10 protein-coding genes are annotated in these 16187 nt (G+C 69.7%); 7 read left to right on the top strand and 3 right to left on the bottom strand.

The window, feature by feature from the left end:
• Positions 1 to 31: 31 nt before the first annotated feature.
• The gene (glgP, locus tag AC1DB1_RS08260; protein WP_271178414.1) at positions 32 to 2605 is read left to right on the top strand and encodes an alpha-glucan family phosphorylase; all 2574 of its coding nucleotides are present in this window, start codon (positions 32 to 34) and stop codon (positions 2603 to 2605) included.
• Complete coding sequence (locus AC1DB1_RS08255; RefSeq protein WP_477200398.1) at positions 2606 to 3589, top strand: S66 peptidase family protein; 984 nt, start codon at positions 2606 to 2608, stop codon at positions 3587 to 3589.
• Positions 3590 to 3599: 10 nt separating this feature from the next.
• Here AC1DB1_RS08255 and ybaK read toward each other — a convergent pair whose 3' ends face one another.
• Both ybaK and glgX read right to left on the bottom strand, forming a co-directional pair.
• The gene (ybaK, locus tag AC1DB1_RS08250) at positions 3600 to 4091 is read right to left on the bottom strand and encodes a Cys-tRNA(Pro) deacylase (protein WP_477200397.1); all 492 of its coding nucleotides are present in this window, start codon (positions 4089 to 4091) and stop codon (positions 3600 to 3602) included.
• Positions 4091 to 6334, bottom strand: coding sequence for a glycogen debranching protein GlgX (gene glgX / locus AC1DB1_RS08245; protein WP_477200396.1), 2244 nt, complete (start codon positions 6332 to 6334; stop codon positions 4091 to 4093). Before glgX ends, ybaK begins: the two co-directional genes overlap by 1 nt.
• A gap of 50 nt (positions 6335 to 6384) precedes the next feature.
• Here glgX and AC1DB1_RS08240 point away from each other — a divergent pair, with 50 nt between their 5' ends.
• Positions 6385 to 7599: a cysteine desulfurase family protein gene (locus AC1DB1_RS08240; protein ID WP_477200395.1), complete on the top strand. Its 1215-nt coding sequence runs from the start codon at positions 6385 to 6387 to the stop codon at positions 7597 to 7599.
• A 47-nt stretch (positions 7600 to 7646) separates the two neighbouring features.
• Here the strand turns inward: AC1DB1_RS08240 and AC1DB1_RS08235 are convergent, their stop codons facing one another.
• Positions 7647 to 9134 carry a DUF222 domain-containing protein gene (locus AC1DB1_RS08235; RefSeq protein ID WP_477200394.1) on the bottom strand — a complete coding sequence of 496 codons (1488 nt, stop codon included), beginning with the start codon at positions 9132 to 9134 and terminating at the stop codon, positions 7647 to 7649.
• Between the two features lie 202 nt (positions 9135 to 9336).
• Here AC1DB1_RS08235 and mnmA point away from each other — a divergent pair, with 202 nt between their 5' ends.
• The 4 genes from mnmA to AC1DB1_RS08215 all read left to right on the top strand — a co-directional run bounded on the left by mnmA (position 9337) and on the right by AC1DB1_RS08215 (position 16182).
• Positions 9337 to 10455 carry a tRNA 2-thiouridine(34) synthase MnmA gene (gene mnmA, locus AC1DB1_RS08230; protein WP_271178420.1) on the top strand — a complete coding sequence of 373 codons (1119 nt, stop codon included), beginning with the start codon at positions 9337 to 9339 and terminating at the stop codon, positions 10453 to 10455.
• 44 nt (positions 10456 to 10499) lie between these two features.
• Positions 10500 to 12794: an NAD-dependent DNA ligase LigA gene (gene ligA, locus AC1DB1_RS08225; protein ID WP_477200393.1), complete on the top strand. Its 2295-nt coding sequence runs from the start codon at positions 10500 to 10502 to the stop codon at positions 12792 to 12794.
• A 211-nt stretch (positions 12795 to 13005) separates the two neighbouring features.
• Positions 13006 to 14382, top strand: coding sequence for an alpha/beta hydrolase (locus AC1DB1_RS08220; protein WP_477200392.1), 1377 nt, complete (start codon positions 13006 to 13008; stop codon positions 14380 to 14382).
• 36 nt (positions 14383 to 14418) lie between these two features.
• Positions 14419 to 16182 (top strand): alkaline phosphatase family protein, encoded by a 1764-nt coding sequence (locus AC1DB1_RS08215; RefSeq protein WP_477200391.1) that lies wholly within the window; start codon positions 14419 to 14421, stop codon positions 16180 to 16182.
• Positions 16183 to 16187: the final 5 nt, after the last annotated feature.

Here is a 16187-nt window from a genome sequence, read left to right as displayed (position 1 = left end):
GCGGCACAGGAGGCCCCGTAGGCTGACTTCCGTGAAGGCCATCCGTAGATTCACCGTCCGTGCCGTCCTCCCCGAGAACCTCGGGGCGCTCGAAGAACTCGCAGGCAATCTGCGCTGGTCGTGGCACGAGCCGACCAGACAGCTGTTCGCCAGGATCTCGCCGGAACTGTGGCAGCAGGTCGGGCACGATCCGATCGCGCTCCTCGGCGCGGTGGACCCGGCCCGGCTCGCCGAACTGGCCTCCGATCAGGGCTATGTCGACTGGGCGAACCACCTCCGCGACGACCTGCACGTCTACCTGAGCGAGCCGCGCTGGTACCAGTCGCTCGACGGTTCGGCTCCGCGCACCATCGCGTACTTCTCGCCCGAGTTCGGGATCGCCGCCGCGCTCCCGCAGTACTCGGGTGGGCTCGGCATCCTCGCCGGGGATCACCTGAAGGCGGCGAGCGACCTCGGCGTGCCGCTGGTCGGCGTCGGCCTGTTCTACCGCTCCGGCTACTTCTCGCAGGCGATCACGCCCGACGGCTGGCAGCTGGAGAGCTATCCGGTCCTCGATCCCGACGGGCTGCCCCTGTCGGTGCTGCGTAACGCCGACGGCACACCGGTCCAGATCACGCTCGCCCTGCCGAACGGGGTGCTCCACGCCCGTGTCTGGCAGGCCGCCGTCGGGCGGGTGCGCCTGCTGCTGCTCGACACGGATATCCCCGAGAACGAAGAGCGCCTCCGATCCGTCACCGACCGCCTCTACGGCGGCGGGGGTGAGCACCGCCTGCTGCAGGAGCTCCTGCTCGGCATCGGCGGTGTGCGCGCCCTCAAGGCCTGGACCGACCTGTCGGGCACGCCCGAACCCGAGGTCTTCCACACCAATGAGGGCCACGCGGGCTTCCAGGGCCTGGAGCGCATCTCCGACCTGATCGGCGAGGGACTCACGTTCGACGAGGCCCTGCAGGTCGTGCGCGCCGGGACCGTGTTCACCACGCACACCCCCGTGCCGGCCGGCATCGACCGGTTCGACGGCCCGCTCGTGCAGCAGTACTTCTCCACCGACCTGCTGCCCGGCGTCGCGGTGGCGGACGTGCTCGCCCTCGGCTCGGAGAACTACCCCGGCGGATCGCCGGACATGTTCAACATGGCCGTCATGGGGCTGCGGCTCGGCCAGCACGCCAACGGCGTCTCGAAGCTGCACGGCGACGTGAGCCGCCACATGTTCAACGGGCTCTATCCGGGATTCGACCCGGCGGAGGTCCCGATCGACTCCGTGACCAACGGCGTCCACGCCCCCACCTGGACGGACCCGATGATGCGGGCGCTCGCCGAGGAGCGGCTGGGCACCGACGACACCACCACGGCCGACTGGGCGAACAGCGGCGCCGTGCACGACCACGATCTCTGGTCGGTGCGCACCCGGATGCGGGAGCAGCTGGTCGGCGACGCCCGCCGGCGCCTGAAGGCGGCGTGGGAGAGCCAGAACCCGGGCGGCATCGCTCCGGCCTGGATGGACGACCTGCTCGACCCGTCGGTGCTCACCATCGGCTTCGCCCGACGCGTGCCGACCTACAAGCGGCTGACGCTGATGCTGCACAACCCCGAGCGGCTGCGCTCGATCCTGCTCAACCCCGAGCGCCCCGTGCAGATCGTGATCGCCGGCAAGTCGCATCCGGCCGATGACGAGGGCAAGCGGCTCATCCAGAAGCTGGTGCAGTTCGCGTCGGAGCCCGAGATCCGCACCCGGATGGTGTTCCTGCCCGACTACGACATCGGCATGGCGCAGCTGCTGTACCCGGGAACGGACATCTGGCTCAACAACCCCTTGCGTCCGCTGGAGGCGTGCGGCACGTCCGGGATGAAGGCCGCGCTGAACGGTGCGCTCAACCTCTCGATCCTCGACGGCTGGTGGAACGAGTACTACGACGGCGAGAACGGCTGGGCGATCCCGTCCGCCGACGCGGCGGGCGATGGCGCCGAGCGCGACGCGCTCGAGGCCGAGGCGCTCTACGACCTCATCGAGAACCAGATCGCGCCGCGCTTCTACGAGCGCAACGGCGACGGCGTCCCCGAGGCGTGGGTCGGGCAGATCCGTCACACGCTCGCGACGCTCTCACCCGAGCTCAGTGCGGGCAGGATGGTGCGCGAGTACGTCAACCGGCTGTACGTGCCGGCGTGCGGCTTCGAGCGCCGCCTGACGGGCGACGGGTTCGCGGCCGCCCGGAGTCTCGCCGCGTGGAAGCAGCGCGTGCGGGCCGCGTGGCCCGGTGTCTCCGTCGCCCATGTCGAGTCCGGCGGTGTCGACGCGGTTCCGCAGGTCGGCGACGAGCTGCACCTGCGAGCGCTGGTGCACCTGAACGGCCTCAGCCCCGACGAGGTCGAGGTGCAGGTGGTCTACGGCCGCAGCCACGAGGGCGACGAGCTCACCGACGTGCGCTACGCCGCGCTCGAGGTCGACCGCAACGCCCCGGGCAGCCACGACGCCTCGGTCGCCTTCGAATACCGCGGCACCGTTCAGCTCGCCTGGGCCGGGGCGTTCGGCTACACCGTTCGCGTCGTGCCCAAGAACGACCTGCTCATCAGCCCGGCCGAGCTCGGCCTGGTCGCCGTGGCGGCGTAGGTGCGCTACCCGCGGCCGCTCGTACCCGGCGACACGATCGGCATCACGGCCACCTCCAGCGGCGTCGAGCCGGCGTTCGAGGGGCGGCTCGAGGCCGCCGTTTCGGTGCTCCGCGGTCGCGGGTTCGAGGTCGCGCTCGGTGAGTGCCTGCTCGGCGCCGGGCACATCAGCGCTTCGGCGCCCGACCGCGCGGCGGAATTCATGCGGATGATGCTCGACCCGCGCATCCGGGCCATCGTGCCGCCCTGGGGCGGGGAGACGGGCATCGACCTGCTGTCGCTCCTCGACTTCGACGCGCTGGCCGGCGCCGAGCCCACCTGGTACGCGGGCTACTCCGACACCTCGACGCTGCTCACCCCGCTCACGCTCCTCACCGGGTCGGCGAGCCTGCACGGCGGCAATCTGATGGACGTGACGGAGTCGCTGCCGGCGGGGCTGAGTTCCTGGCTGGATGTGGCGTCGCTGCCTGCGGGGGCGGCTGATGCCGGTGTCAGTGCCAGCGCTGGTGCCGGGGCCGTCATACGCCAGTCGTCGCCCACCGGGGGATGGTCGCGGCTCGGCTCCGGCAGTGGGCCGGTCGAGGTGACGGGCCGGATGATCGGCGGCTGCATCGAGACGCTGGCCAACGTCGCCGGCACACCGTTCGCATCGCGGGAGGCGATCCGGGCGCTCGGTCCGACGATCGTCTACGTCGAGGCGTGCGAGGACGGGGCGTACTCGATCTGCCGCCAACTGCACGGGATGCGCCTGGCCGGCTTCTTCGACACGGCCGTCGCAGTGCTGGTCGGACGCACCAGCGCGCCCGACTCGAAGACCCTGACGCAGCGCGAGGCCGTGGTCGACGCGCTCGGGATGCTCGGGCTACCGATCATCGCCGATGTCGAGATCGGGCACGCCGGGCCCCAGCTGACAGTGGTCAACGGTGCTGTCGGCCGGCTGGTGCTGGACGGCGGCACCCAGGTGCTGGAGCAGACGCTGGCCTGAGAGCAGGCGGTCACGGCTTCGCGATAGCGGCGTACGCGCCCTCGGTCGCGGCGACAAGGTCCGCCGGCGCGAGTTCGATGTCGAGGCCGCGCTTGCCGCCAGAGACGAAGACCGTGTCGAACAGCTGGGCCGTCTCGTCGACGATGGTCGGGTGCTGCGTCTTCTGGCCGATCGGGCTGATGCCGCCGACGACGTAACCGGTGCGGCGCTCGGCGACGGACGGGTCCGCCATCGTGGCCCGCTTCGCCCCAGCGGCTGCCGCGAGCGCCTTGAGGTCGAGCATCCCGGTCACCGGCACCACACCGACGACGAGACCGAGGTCGGTGTCGGCGAGCAGCGTCTTGAACACGCGGTCGGGCTCGACGCCCAGCGCCTCCGCCGCCTCGAGCCCGAACGACGGGGCGGCCGGGTCGTGCTCGTACGGGTGAACCGAGAACGGGATGCCCGCAGCGGTCAGCGCGACGGTCGCCGGCGTTCCCGCCGGGGCCTTCTGCTTCGCCATCAGGTCGGATTCGAGTGGTCGACGTTGTGCTGCGCAGACGCCTGCTCGTCCTCCGGGAGAGCGGCGCGATGGTCAGTCGCCTCGGCGTCGGCGAAACGATGGTCGGCTGCCTGCTGGTCCCCGGCGTGCCGGTCGTCCGACTCGCGTTCGGTCGGATGCTGGGCAGCCGCGGTCAGCGCCTGCTCGACCCGCGGTCCGTTGGCCCGGTAGAGCTGCATCGAGGTGCCGCCCACCAGTCGGCGGGTGCCGGGGGCCTGGGGAGTCGCATCCTCGTCGATGGGCAGTTCCGTCGCGCTGTCCCAGAGCAACTGGTAGTTCTCGACGCCCGGGGCGACGGGCAGTGATACCTCGACGTCGTCCTCGACTCCGTGGACGATCAGCAGGATGCGGTTGAACTCCTCCTGGTCGGGCGTGGACGCCGCGAGGTACTGCAGGGTCCGGTTCTCCGGCGAGTTCCAGTCCTCGTCGTCCATCAGCGCACCGGTGGCGTCGTACCAGTCCATGTGGCTGGCGTTCTTGGTCGTCTCGCCGAACACCGCGTACTTGCTCGGCCGCAGGGCCGGGTTCGTGCGCCGCAGCTCGAGCAGCCGCTTCGTGGTGGCGAAGAGCTCCCGCTCCTCGCGGGTGCGCAGCCAGCTCATCCAGGTCAGCTCGCTGTCTTGGCAGTAGGCGTTGTTGTTGCCCCGCTGGCTGCGGCCGAACTCGTCGCCCGCGGTCAGCATCGGCACGCCGGCGGACAGCAGCAGCGTCCCCATCAGGTTGCGGATGGCCTTGTGCCGTTCGAGGAGGATCGCCTCGTCCGTCGTGGCACCCTCCATCCCGTGGTTGAACGAGCGGTTGTTGTCGGTGCCGTCGCGGTTGTTCTCGCCGTTGCCGAGGTTGTGCTTCTCGTTGTAGGCCGTGAGGTCGGCCATCGTGAACCCGTCGTGCGCCGTCACGAAGTTGAGCGACGCAAGCGGCCCGCGCTCCGGAGAGAAGGTGTTCGACGAGCCGGCCAGCCGGGTGGCGAACCCGCCGATGCCCACCGGCGCCTGGCCGTTGCGCCGGGCGTCGGCGATGTCGGCCAGCCAGAAGTTGCGCACGCGGTCGCGATAGCGGTCGTTCCACTCCGAGAACCCGTCGGGGAAGTTGCCGGTCTGCCAGCCGCCGATGCCCACATCCCAGGGTTCCGCGATCATCTTGGCCTCGGCCAATTGCGGATCGTGCAGGATGCCCTGCAGCAGCGGATGATCGCGCGTGTACTCGACATCGGCATTACGGCCGAGCGTCGCGGCGAGGTCGAAGCGGAAGCCGTCGATCTGCACCTCGTTCGCCCAGTAGCGCAGCGAGTCGAGGACGAGCCGCACCGGAACATCGTGCCCGAAGTTCACCGTGTTGCCGCAGCCGGTCACGTCGATGTAGGCGCCCTCGGCATCCTGCCGGTAATAGTTGGCATTGTCGATGCCGCGGAAGCTGGTGCGCGGGCCGCCGATGCCCTCCTCGGCCGTGTGGTTGTAGACCACGTCGAGGATGACCTCGATACCGGCCAGGTGCAGCAGCTTCACCATGCCCTTGAACTCGGCGAGCACCGCTTCCGGTCCCGCCGCCTGCGCCGAGCGCGACGCGTACGGCGCGTGCGGCGCGAAGAAGTTGAGCGTGTTGTAGCCCCAGTAGTTCGTGAGGCCCTGCTGCAGCAGGCGCTGCTCCGAGACGAACGCCTGAACGGGCAGCAGCTCCACCGACGTGACGCCGAGGTCTTTCAGGTAGCCGATCGTCGACTCGTGGGCGAGGCCGGCGTAGGTGCCGCGCAGTTCTTCCGGCACATCCGGGTTGAGCCGGCTGATGCCCTTCACGTGGGCTTCGTAGACCACCGTGTGATCCAGCGGGATGAGCGGCTTGCGGGCGTCCCCCCAGTCGAAGCCGTCGGCGACGACCACCCCGCGCCACTCGTTCGCACCGACGCGGACCATCCCGCGCGCGTACGGGTCGAGCAGCAGGGTCTCCGGGTTGAACACATTCGTCGGGCTGGCCGGCCCCGACACCCGGATCGCGTACCGTGTGCCGACCGTGAGGCTCCGCGAACGGCCGACGAACACATTGTTCGAGTCCTTCGTCATCGCGACGGTCTTGACCATCCAGTTGGGGTCTTTGCTGTCGAAGATGCACAGCTCCATGCCGTCGGCGTTCTCCGACCAGACGCGAAGCTCGCCGCCGTGCTGGTTGACGCGAACGCCCAGATTGCGCAGAGGATCGGCGGAGGTCATGCGATCTAGAGTAGTGACTACGCAAGCGCTTTCAGTTTCGAGGAGGGCAAGTGCCGGTCTACCTGGATCATGCGGCGACCACGCCGATGCGTTCGGAGGCCATCGCCGCCTATGCCGAGGCCATGGGGGTCGTCGGCAACCCCTCGTCGATCCACAGCCAGGGACAACAGGCCAAGCGGATGCTCGAGGAGGCCAGGGAGACCGTGGCCGCGACCCTCGGCGCCGATCCGATCGAGGTCGTCTTCACCTCCGGGGGCACCGAGGCGATCAACCTCGCGGTGAAGGGACTGTTCTGGGCGCGCAACAGTACGGACGGCGGCCGTCCCCGTCCGCGCATCCTGGCTCCCGGTGGTGAGCACCACGCGACGATGGACACCCTCGAATGGCTGCAGTCGGCCGAGGGCGCCGAGATCGAGTGGCTGCCGCTGGACGAGGCGGGACGCATCAGGATCGATGCGGCGCGGGAGGCACTGGAGCGGGATCCGGAGAGTGTCGCGCTTCTCACCTTCCTCTGGGTGAACAACGAGGTCGGGACCATCGAGCCCGTCGCCGAGCTGGCGGCGCTCGCCGCAGAATACGGGATCCCGGTGCATGTCGACGCCGTCGCGGCCTACGGGCACCTGCCCATCGACTTCACCGCGCTCAAGCGCGCGGGAGTGAGCGCGCTGAGCGTGTCTGCGCACAAGATCGGGGGACCGGTCGGCATCGGCGCGCTCGTGCTGAGCCGCTCGGCGACCGTCGTACCCCTGGTGCACGGCGGAGGGCAGCAACGCCAGGTGCGCAGCGGCACCCAGGACGTCGCCGCCGCCGTCTCGTTCGCCGTCGCCGCTCGTGCCGCTGAGCGTGAGCTCGTGGAGGAGGGCGCACGTCTCGCCGCCCTGCGCGACCGCCTGATCGCGGGCGTGCTCGCGAACGTGCCGGATGCGCGTCTCAGCGGGCTGCCCGCCGGCGATCCGTTCCGCGTCGCGTCGAACGCGCACTTCACCTTCCCCGGCGCCCAGGGCGACTCGCTGCTGTTCCTGCTCGATCTCGCCGGGATCTCCGTGTCGACCGGCTCCGCGTGCCAGGCGGGCATCCCGGAGCCCTCGCACGTGCTGCTGGCCATGGGGCGCGCCGAACCGGATGCCCGCAGTGCCCTGCGCGTGACGCTGGGACGCACCACCACGGAGGCCGACATCGACGCGCTGGTCGCCGCGCTCCCGGCCGCGTACGCGCAGGCGTCGCGTGCCGGACTGGCCGAGCGCGCCACACGCCTGGGCGGCTGAGCCCGTTGCCAGCGCGCGGCTGACCGCGGCGGAGCGCACAGCCAGCATCATGCGACGTCGCTGAGGCGCACGCGACCGCCTCGGCGCGGCCGACGGTAGGGGTCGACGTGATCCGGCGGAATGAAGTACGGAACGTGGTCGCGCACGTCGATGTCCCAGCCGTCGTCGTGGACGCGGTGGTGGTGGGTGCTGCAGAGCAGGATCCCGTTGTCCAGATCGGTGGCTCCGTCGTGTGCGTTCCACCAGCGGATGTGGTGCGCTTCGGTGTACGAAGGCGGGTGTGGGCAACCGGTCCAGGCGCAGCCGCCGTCCCGTTCCGCCAGAGCCCGCTTCTGTGCAGTGGTGAAGAGGCGGCGTGAGCGGCCGAGATCCAGAACCTCGGAGTGGTTTCCGAGGACGACAGGGATGATGTTCGCGTCGGCGGCCATCCGGCGCACGGTGCCGGCACTCACGGGGGAGGGCACGCCCTCGATCTCGCCGCTCCCTCGCCCGGACTGCAGCGCGTCGAGACCGATCCGCACCATCACGGTCACCGGCGGTCGGCCGCCGATCGCCGTGTCGGCGGCTGCAGTGTCGGTCGCGCACGCGGCCAGGTGACGGAACACGTCCGTCGCGGCATCCGAACGCAGCTGTGCGAGGGTGCGCGTCTGCGGCAGCCCGCCGAACCCGTCGTCCAGGAGGTCGGCATCGTCACGGGTGCGCGAGCGTTCGCCCGCTGCGCCCGCCACACCCGCTTCGTCAGCCTCGCCCGGATCGACGAAGCGCATGCCACGACAGTCGCGGAGTGCGCGACCGACGAGACTGTCGATCGCCGTGACGACGTACCCGGCGGACTCCGGCTCGAGGTACCAGTCGATGTGCGTCATGCCGTCGCTGGCGGTGCTGATCGTCAGCGAGCGGCGCGTGCGCTGCCGGTCCTCGCGCGGGAGCACGCCATCCTGGTCGAGCCGGTCGCGCACCTGCGCTGCGAGACACCGCAGGTCGGTGATGCCGAGGTTCGGTGCATGCTCGACCAGCACGCGCTCGCCCGACTGAAGGTCGTCGATCGTGCATCCGGGTGCGGCCTTGCGCAGTTCGCGGACGATCACGGCGGCCTGGTCCACGCCGACCCCGCGGCCGTCGGAGAGCTCGTCAGACGCCCCCGCGGACGACCCCTCGGGTGCGAGCGGTGCGGCAAGCGCGGCGGCGAGCACCGCGAACTCGGGCGGCAGCGCCTCTCCGAAGATGCTCGTGCCCGGTCTGGTCGCCTCGCCGACCTGGCAGTACAGCCGAGCCGCCGGCATCGGGATCCGCCAACGATCGGACAGGAGGCCGGCGGCACTCGACTGCCCGGCGCGGGCGACCGGGTTCTGCGCTCCCAGCTGTGTCGAGCGTGAGACGAGTTCGCCCGCCACCTGTGTCTTGACCGCGTCGAGCACCGCCTGAGCGTCGCCGAGAGCCGTCACGGCCGCCAACAGCTCGTCGCGCTCGAGAGCTGACGGACGGGTCAGCCCGGTGAGCGCCGCTCTCAACGCCGCGGCTGGGGTGGTGGTCATGCGACAAGTCAATCAGCGACCACCGACATCCCCGCCGCTGAATATCGCTTCTGGCCAGCCAATTTACTGTGGAGAACTTGCGATCGCGGCAGCCTGTGGAGGAACGTCGGCACATCGCTACGCCAAAGGCCCCCACTCGCACCCAACGCGGTCGATCGATGCGTCCAGGGGGCACTCGGCGTCGAGGTCGTAGAATTCTGCGGTGAGAGTTTTAGCGGCGATGAGTGGTGGTGTCGATTCCGCCGTGGCGGCGGCCAGAGCGGTCGACGCCGGTCATGACGTGGTCGGCGTGCACCTGGCGCTCAGCCGGATGCCGGGCACCCTGCGCACCGGCAGCCGCGGCTGCTGCACGATCGAGGACTCGATGGACGCCCAGCGCGCCGCCAACATCATCGACATCCCGTACTACGTGTGGGACTTCTCCGAGCGGTTCAAGCTCGACGTGGTCGACGACTTCATCGCCGAGTACACGGCGGGTCGGACCCCGAATCCGTGCATGCGCTGCAACGAGAAGATCAAGTTCGCCGCTCTGCTGGAGAAGGCGCTCGACCTCGGGTTCGACGCCGTCTGCACCGGCCACTACGCGACGATCCTCACGGATGCCGACGGCAACCGTGAACTGCACCGCGCGAGCGCGTGGGCGAAGGACCAGTCCTACGTGCTGGGTGTGCTCACCTCCGATCAGCTGGCGCACGCGATGTTCCCGCTGGGCGCGACGCCGTCGAAGGCGGAGGTGCGCGCCGAGGCCGCCGCGCGCGGGTTCAGCGTCGCGAACAAGCCGGACTCCCACGACATCTGCTTCATCCCGGATGGCGACACCCGCGGCTGGCTCGCCGAGCGGGTCGGCGCAGAGACGGGCGACATCCTCGACCGCGAGGGCAACCGGCTGGGCAGCCACGAGGGGGCGCACGCTTTCACCGTCGGGCAGCGCAAGGGCCTGAACATCGGCTACCCGTCCGACGACGGCAAGCCGCGCTTCGTGCTCGAGGTCCGTCCGAAGGAGAACACGGTGGTGGTCGGCCCGAAAGAGGCACTCGACATCGCCGAGATCGCCGGATCGCGGTTCACGTGGGCCGGGCTCGCTCCCGAGCACGCCGATGAGGAGTTCGCGTGCGACGTGCAGATCCGCGCGCACGCCGATCCGGTTCCCGCCACTGCGGTCGTGCGACCGAACGCCGACGGCACGCCCGAGCTGGTCATCACTCCCGACGAACCGCTGAACGGGGTCGCGCCAGGTCAGACGGCCGTCGTCTACGTCGGAACGCGGGTCCTCGGCCAGACGACGATCGATCGCACCGTGTCGGCCGTACCGGTCGGCTGACCGGCACCCTCACCGGTGTCGCACGTCTTCCCTATGCTGGTCGGGTGGCGAATGACGGTAACGACGATCTCGGTACGGCCAAGGCCGAAGCCGAACAGCTGACCACGCGCATCCTCGAGTTGCGTGACGCGTACTACGAACGCGACACCGTCCTGGTGAGCGACCAGGAGTACGACGGCATGATGCACCGGCTCGAGGAGCTGGAGCGGCTGTTCCCCGAGCTGCAGAGCCAGGACAGCCCCACGCAGACGGTCGGCGGTCGTGCCCAGACGACGCTCTTCGCACCGGTCGAGCACGCGGAGCGCATGCTGAGCCTCGACAACGTGTTCTCCATCGCCGAGTTCGAGGCGTGGGCGGCCAAGGTCGAGCGCGACTCCGGTCGCACGGTCGACTACCTGTGCGAACTCAAGATCGACGGACTCGCCATCAATCTGCGCTACCAGAACGGGATGCTCGTCTCCGCGGCGACCCGCGGCGACGGCGTCGTCGGCGAAGACGTCACCGAGAACATCCGGTTCATCCCGGCGATCCCGACGCGGCTGGCCGGCTCCGGGCATCCGCCGCTCGTCGAGGTGCGGGGAGAGGTCTTCTTCCCGGTGGCGGAGTTCGAGGCGCTGAACGCCGCCCAGCTCGACATGGGCGAGAAGGTCTTCGCGAACGCACGCAACGCCGCCAGCGGTTCGCTGCGGCAGAAGGCGGAGGGCAAGAACGCCGCTCAGCTCGCGCTGATGCGGGCTCGGCTCGGGCGTCTCCACATGCTGGTGCACGGGATCGGCGCCTGGGCGAACCCGCCCGTCGACAGCCAGTCGAAGACCTACGAACTGCTGAAGGAGTGGGGGCTGCCGACGTCGACCCACTACCGGGTGGTCGACAGCGCGGCCAAGGCGTCGGAGTTCATCGAGTACTACGGCGAGCACCGCGACAGCGTCGAGCACGAGATCGACGGCATCGTGATCAAGGTCGACGAGCTCGCACTGCACGACGAACTCGGCGCCACGAGCAGGGCGCCCCGCTGGGCCATCGCCTACAAGTACCCGCCCGAGCAGGTGAACACGAAGCTGCTCGACATCGTCGTGAGCATCGGCCGCACGGGACGCGCGACGCCGTTCGCCGTGATGGAGAAGGTGCGGGTCGCCGGCTCCGAGGTGCGTCAGGCGACGCTGCACAATCAGGAGGTCGTGAAGGCGAAGGGCGTGCTGATCGGCGACACGGTGGTGCTCCGCAAGGCCGGTGACGTCATCCCCGAGGTGCTCGGTCCGGTCGTCGAACTGCGTGACGGCAGCGAGCGCGAGTTCGTGATGCCGGAGAACTGCCCGGTCTGCGGAACCCGGCTCGCGCCGGCGAAGGAGGGCGACATCGATCTGCGCTGCCCGAACTCCGAGTTCTGCCCGGCGCAGGTGCAGGGCCGGGTCGAGCACATCGGCTCGCGCGGTGCCCTCGACATCGAAGCGCTGGGCGAGGTGGCGGCCGCCGCGCTAACGAGACCTTTGTACCCGTCGGAGCCGCCGCTGCCGACCGAGGCCGGACTGTTCGGGCTCACGATGGCCGAGCTGTTCCCCGTCCAGGTCGTCGTGCGCGACTCGGAGACCGGGCTGGCCAAGCTGACCGAGAGCGGCGCCGAGAAGACCGACACTCCGTTCCGTCGGCGGCGCCAGAAGAAGGATGGCGCGTACGACCCCGGGGCCGCCGAATTCGCGGGCGACGCCGACTTCGTGCCCTCCAAGAACGCGATCGAGCTGCTGGCCAACCTGTCCGCTGCCCGCGTGAAGCCACTCTGGCGCATCCTGGTGGCGTTGAACATCCGGCATGTCGGCCCGGTGGCCGCGCGTGCGCTGGCCAATCATTTCGGTTCGCTCGACGCCATCCGTGGCGCGACCCGCGACGACCTCGCTGCGGTCGACGGGGTCGGCGGGATCATCGCCGACGCCGTGCTGGCCTGGTTCGAGGTCCCCTGGCACCGCGAGATCGTGGAGCGCTGGGAACGCGACGGGGTGCAGTTCTCGACGCCAGGACATCCCGGGCCGGGGGCAGCGGCTGAGGCCGGGGGCGTGCTCGCGGGGCTCACGATCGTCGCCACCGGATCACTGGAGGGCTTCACCAGGGAGGGCGCTCAGGAGGCGATCATCGCGGCCGGCGGCAAGGCGGCGTCGAGCGTCTCCAAGAACACCGACTTCGTGGCAGCCGGTCCGGGTGCCGGGTCGAAGCTGGCGAAGGCCGAGGCTCTTGGTCTGCGCATCCTCGACGCCGACGGTTTCCGGCTCCTGCTCGAGGGCGGCCCGGATGCCGTTCGGCAGCAGGACGACGACGCCGGCGGGCAGGACGAGGACGACGCGGTCTGAACCGGCCGCTCCACCCTGTCGCTCAAGACCGGAATGTCCCTCCGACCGGCTTGTCTACTCCACAACAGGGGGTAGAACGAACAGCCTTTGCGCAGGGGCGTACCGATAGCATCGGAGAGTGCGCTCGCCCGGGGCGCACTGCAAGGGCTTAGCTCGTCGCTCTCGGAGGGACCCGGACGGAGTGCTGGTCGGCTTTGCAGCTATCGTCACCATGACCTCGGTCGTCGCAGGGCTGATCGGGGCCCCTGTCATGCCCGCAGACATCCCGCCTCAGGCCGCCTACTCGTCTGTCGCGCAGATGTCGCCCGCCGTCGCTGAGGTCTCGCACAGCGTCGCAGACGCCCCGCACAGCGTCGCAGTCGCCTCGCACACGGTGGTCGGAGACGCCCCGACGGGGAGCGGACCCGCGACCGTCGCCGCCGGCTCGATCCTCGGAGCGCTGAGCCGGCTGAGCGCGGCGGACCTGCCCGCGTTCATCGATGCGCACCGCAGCGACCTCGGCCGCCTGCTGGCGAACCCGCCCCAGGTGACAGACGTCAGCGGCGTGTGGCGACTGCTCGACCCCGTGAAGCAGTCCACTCTGCTGCACAGCGCGCCGCATGTGATCGGGAACCTCGAGGGCATCCCGTACGCGGTGCGGGGTCAGGCGAACACGCTCGACCTCACGAGGACCATCGCCGACACGACGAAGCGGCTCACCACGGAGAACGGCAAGGCGGTGCGCATCGAGCTGCAGCGCAAACTCACCACGCTCGGCAACGTCGCGAAGGCCATGAAGGCGAAGGACGGCGTCAAACGCACTCTTGTCGCCCTCGACACCTCCGACGACGCTCGTGCCTCGATCGTGATCGGCGATCTGGCCACCGCGCACTACGTCAGCGTCTTGGTGCCCGGCATGTACATGTCGGTCGGCGAGCAGGTCGTCGACTGGGCGAAGACGGCGCAGAACCTCTACGACGAGCAGGTGTCGTGGCTGCGCCGGGTGCTCGGACCGCGCGGAGGACAGGGGACACCCGGCGTCGCGACGGTGGCCTGGATCGGCTATCAGACGCCCGTACTCATGAACATCGGCGGCCTCACGCTGGCGACGCAGGGCGCCGACAGCCTGGAGCGCACCCTCGAGGGCATCCAGACCATGCGACGTGCGTCGCCGCCCTACCTCAGCGTCTTGGCGCACTCGTACGGATCGACCGCCGCGTTGCTCGCACTCCAACGGCACACCGTGACCGTCGACGCGCTCGCGCTGATGGGCTCGCCCGGCAGCGATGCCCAGTCGGTGAAGGCGTTGAGCGTGCGCGACGGCAACGTGTTCGTCGGTCAGGCCGATCTGGACCCGATCGTCCACAGCGCGTTCTTCGGCAGCGACCCCGGATCGGCTTCGTACGGGGCGCAGCGGATGGGCGTCGACGGGGGAGCCGACCCCGTGACGGGCGAGACGCTCGCCGGATCGTCCGGTCACAACGAGTACTTCACCGCCGGCACGGAATGCATGCGCAATCTCGCGCTGATCGGGATCGATCTCGGGCGGCTCGTGATGGGCGGCGCACCCTCGGGCACCCCGGCGGTGCAGAACGCATCCGGTCACTAGCCGGGCAGCAGGATGCCCGGAGCATAATGGGATGCGATGACGGGGGACGACCAGCCCACTCCCGAGGGGAGTCGACAGCGCGACGCCTCGCGCCGTGAGTTCCTCAAGCGCGCCGGATTCGCTGCCGCCGGCGCTGCCGTCGGCGGGGTCGCCGGCGGTGTGATCGGTGCGACGGTCGCCTCGCAGAACAATGAATCCAGCGGGGCCGACACCGATACGGAGTACCCGCCGCTGCCGCCGCGCTCATCGCCCGGTTTCGACCATCTGGTCGTGCTCATGTACGAGAACCGCTCGTTCGACAACCTGCTCGGCTACCTCTACGACCGGGGGAACCTCCCCGCCGGCCGGCACTTCGACGGCCTCGCGTTCGGCGACTACCGCAATCCGGACCCGGCCGGAGGCGACGACATCCGGGTGCACCCGTATGAAGGCACCACGGACTTCGTGATGCGGCAGCCCTCGCCGGATCCGGGCGAGGTGTACGCCCACGTCAACACGCAGTTGTACGACGTCGTCGATCCGCCGAGCAACGCTGATGTGCGGCTCGACGAGCTGAAGCCTCCGTACAACGCGCCGCCGGCCGGGGCCGAGCCGCGGAACAACGGCTTCGTCCGCGACTACATCGATGTGCTTCGGCGTGACCGCCCCGACCAGGAACCACGACTCGACGACTACCGGCGCATCATGGGTTCGTTCACGCCCGCGATGCTGCCGGTGTTCTCGACGCTCGCGCGGTCGTTCGCGGTGTACGACGACTGGCATTGCGCCGTGCCGTCGCAGACGTTCTGCAACCGGTCGTTCTTCAACGCGTCCACCTCGCACGGTTACGTGAACAACGGCGGCGCTGAGGGCCTGCGCAAGTGGTTCGACCCCAAGAACGATACGCCGACGATCTTCAACAGGCTGGAGGACGCCGGGCTGAGCTGGCGCGTCTACTTCGACGACCGCCAGATCATCTCGCTGACCGGCTTCATCCACGCGCCGGCTCTCGAGCCCTACTGGCACAGCAACTTCCGCACGATGACCCAGTTCTACGAGGACGTGGAGAAGGGCACGCTGCCCGACTACGCCTTCGTGGAACCCCGGCTTCTCTACGACCACAACGACATGCACCCACCTGGCGGCCCGATGACCGTCGAGGACCTCGACGGCGAGGTCATCGCCGGCGGCGGGATCTCGGATGTGCGCGCCGGGGATCTGCTGCTGCACCGGGTGTACTCGGCCATCCGGTCGTCGGCGAGCCAGAAGGGCTCGAACGCGATCAATACGATGCTGCTGGTGACCTTCGACGAGCACGGCGGCACGTACGACCACGTGCCGCCCGGTCCGGCGGCCGCGCCCGACGACAGCGGACCGGGTGAGGACGGCTTCGCCTTCGACCGGCTCGGGGTGCGGGTGCCCGCCATCGCCATCTCCGCCTACACCGCCCGCAACACGATCATCCACGAGCAGATGCATCACGGCGCGGTCATCAGCACCCTGACCCGCAAGCACGGTCTGCAGCCGCTGACCGAGCGCGACAAGGGCGCGCGCACCATCGAGAACGCGGTCAATCGCTCGACGCCCCGCCAGCCGGCGACCTGGCCGGACACCTACCCGCAGTACCTGCCGACGAATCCGGAGGCGGAGTCGCCGCGGCCCGGAGACGAGGACCGCCCGCTCAGCCCGCCCGGCGTGGGGCTGGTCGGGCTGCTCACCGCACGATACGGAGAGCCGGGGGAGCCGGTGCCGCGCACGTATCGAGAGGCCTACGACCAGGTGCAGCGCCTGGGGGTCGGCCTGTTCGGAACGACTGAATAGAATTG

It is taken from the genome of Leifsonia sp. 10N434 (assembly GCF_056394405.1).
This window is presented reverse-complemented; position numbering and strand designations above follow the sequence as displayed.

Bases quoted from the DNA above. Each gene is read 5' to 3' on its own strand.
- ybaK (WP_477200397.1), bottom strand. From the start codon at position 4,091: ATGGCGAAGCAGAAGGCCCCGGCGGGAACGCCGGCGACCGTCGCGCTG.
- glgX (WP_477200396.1), bottom strand. From the start codon at position 6,334: ATGACCTCCGCCGATCCTCTGCGCAATCTGGGCGTTCGCGTCAACCAG.
- AC1DB1_RS08235 (WP_477200394.1), bottom strand. From the start codon at position 9,134: ATGACCACCACCCCAGCCGCGGCGTTGAGAGCGGCGCTCACCGGGCTG.
- AC1DB1_RS08220 (WP_477200392.1), top strand. From the start codon at position 13,006: ATGACCTCGGTCGTCGCAGGGCTGATCGGGGCCCCTGTCATGCCCGCA.
- AC1DB1_RS08215 (WP_477200391.1), top strand. From the start codon at position 14,419: ATGACGGGGGACGACCAGCCCACTCCCGAGGGGAGTCGACAGCGCGAC.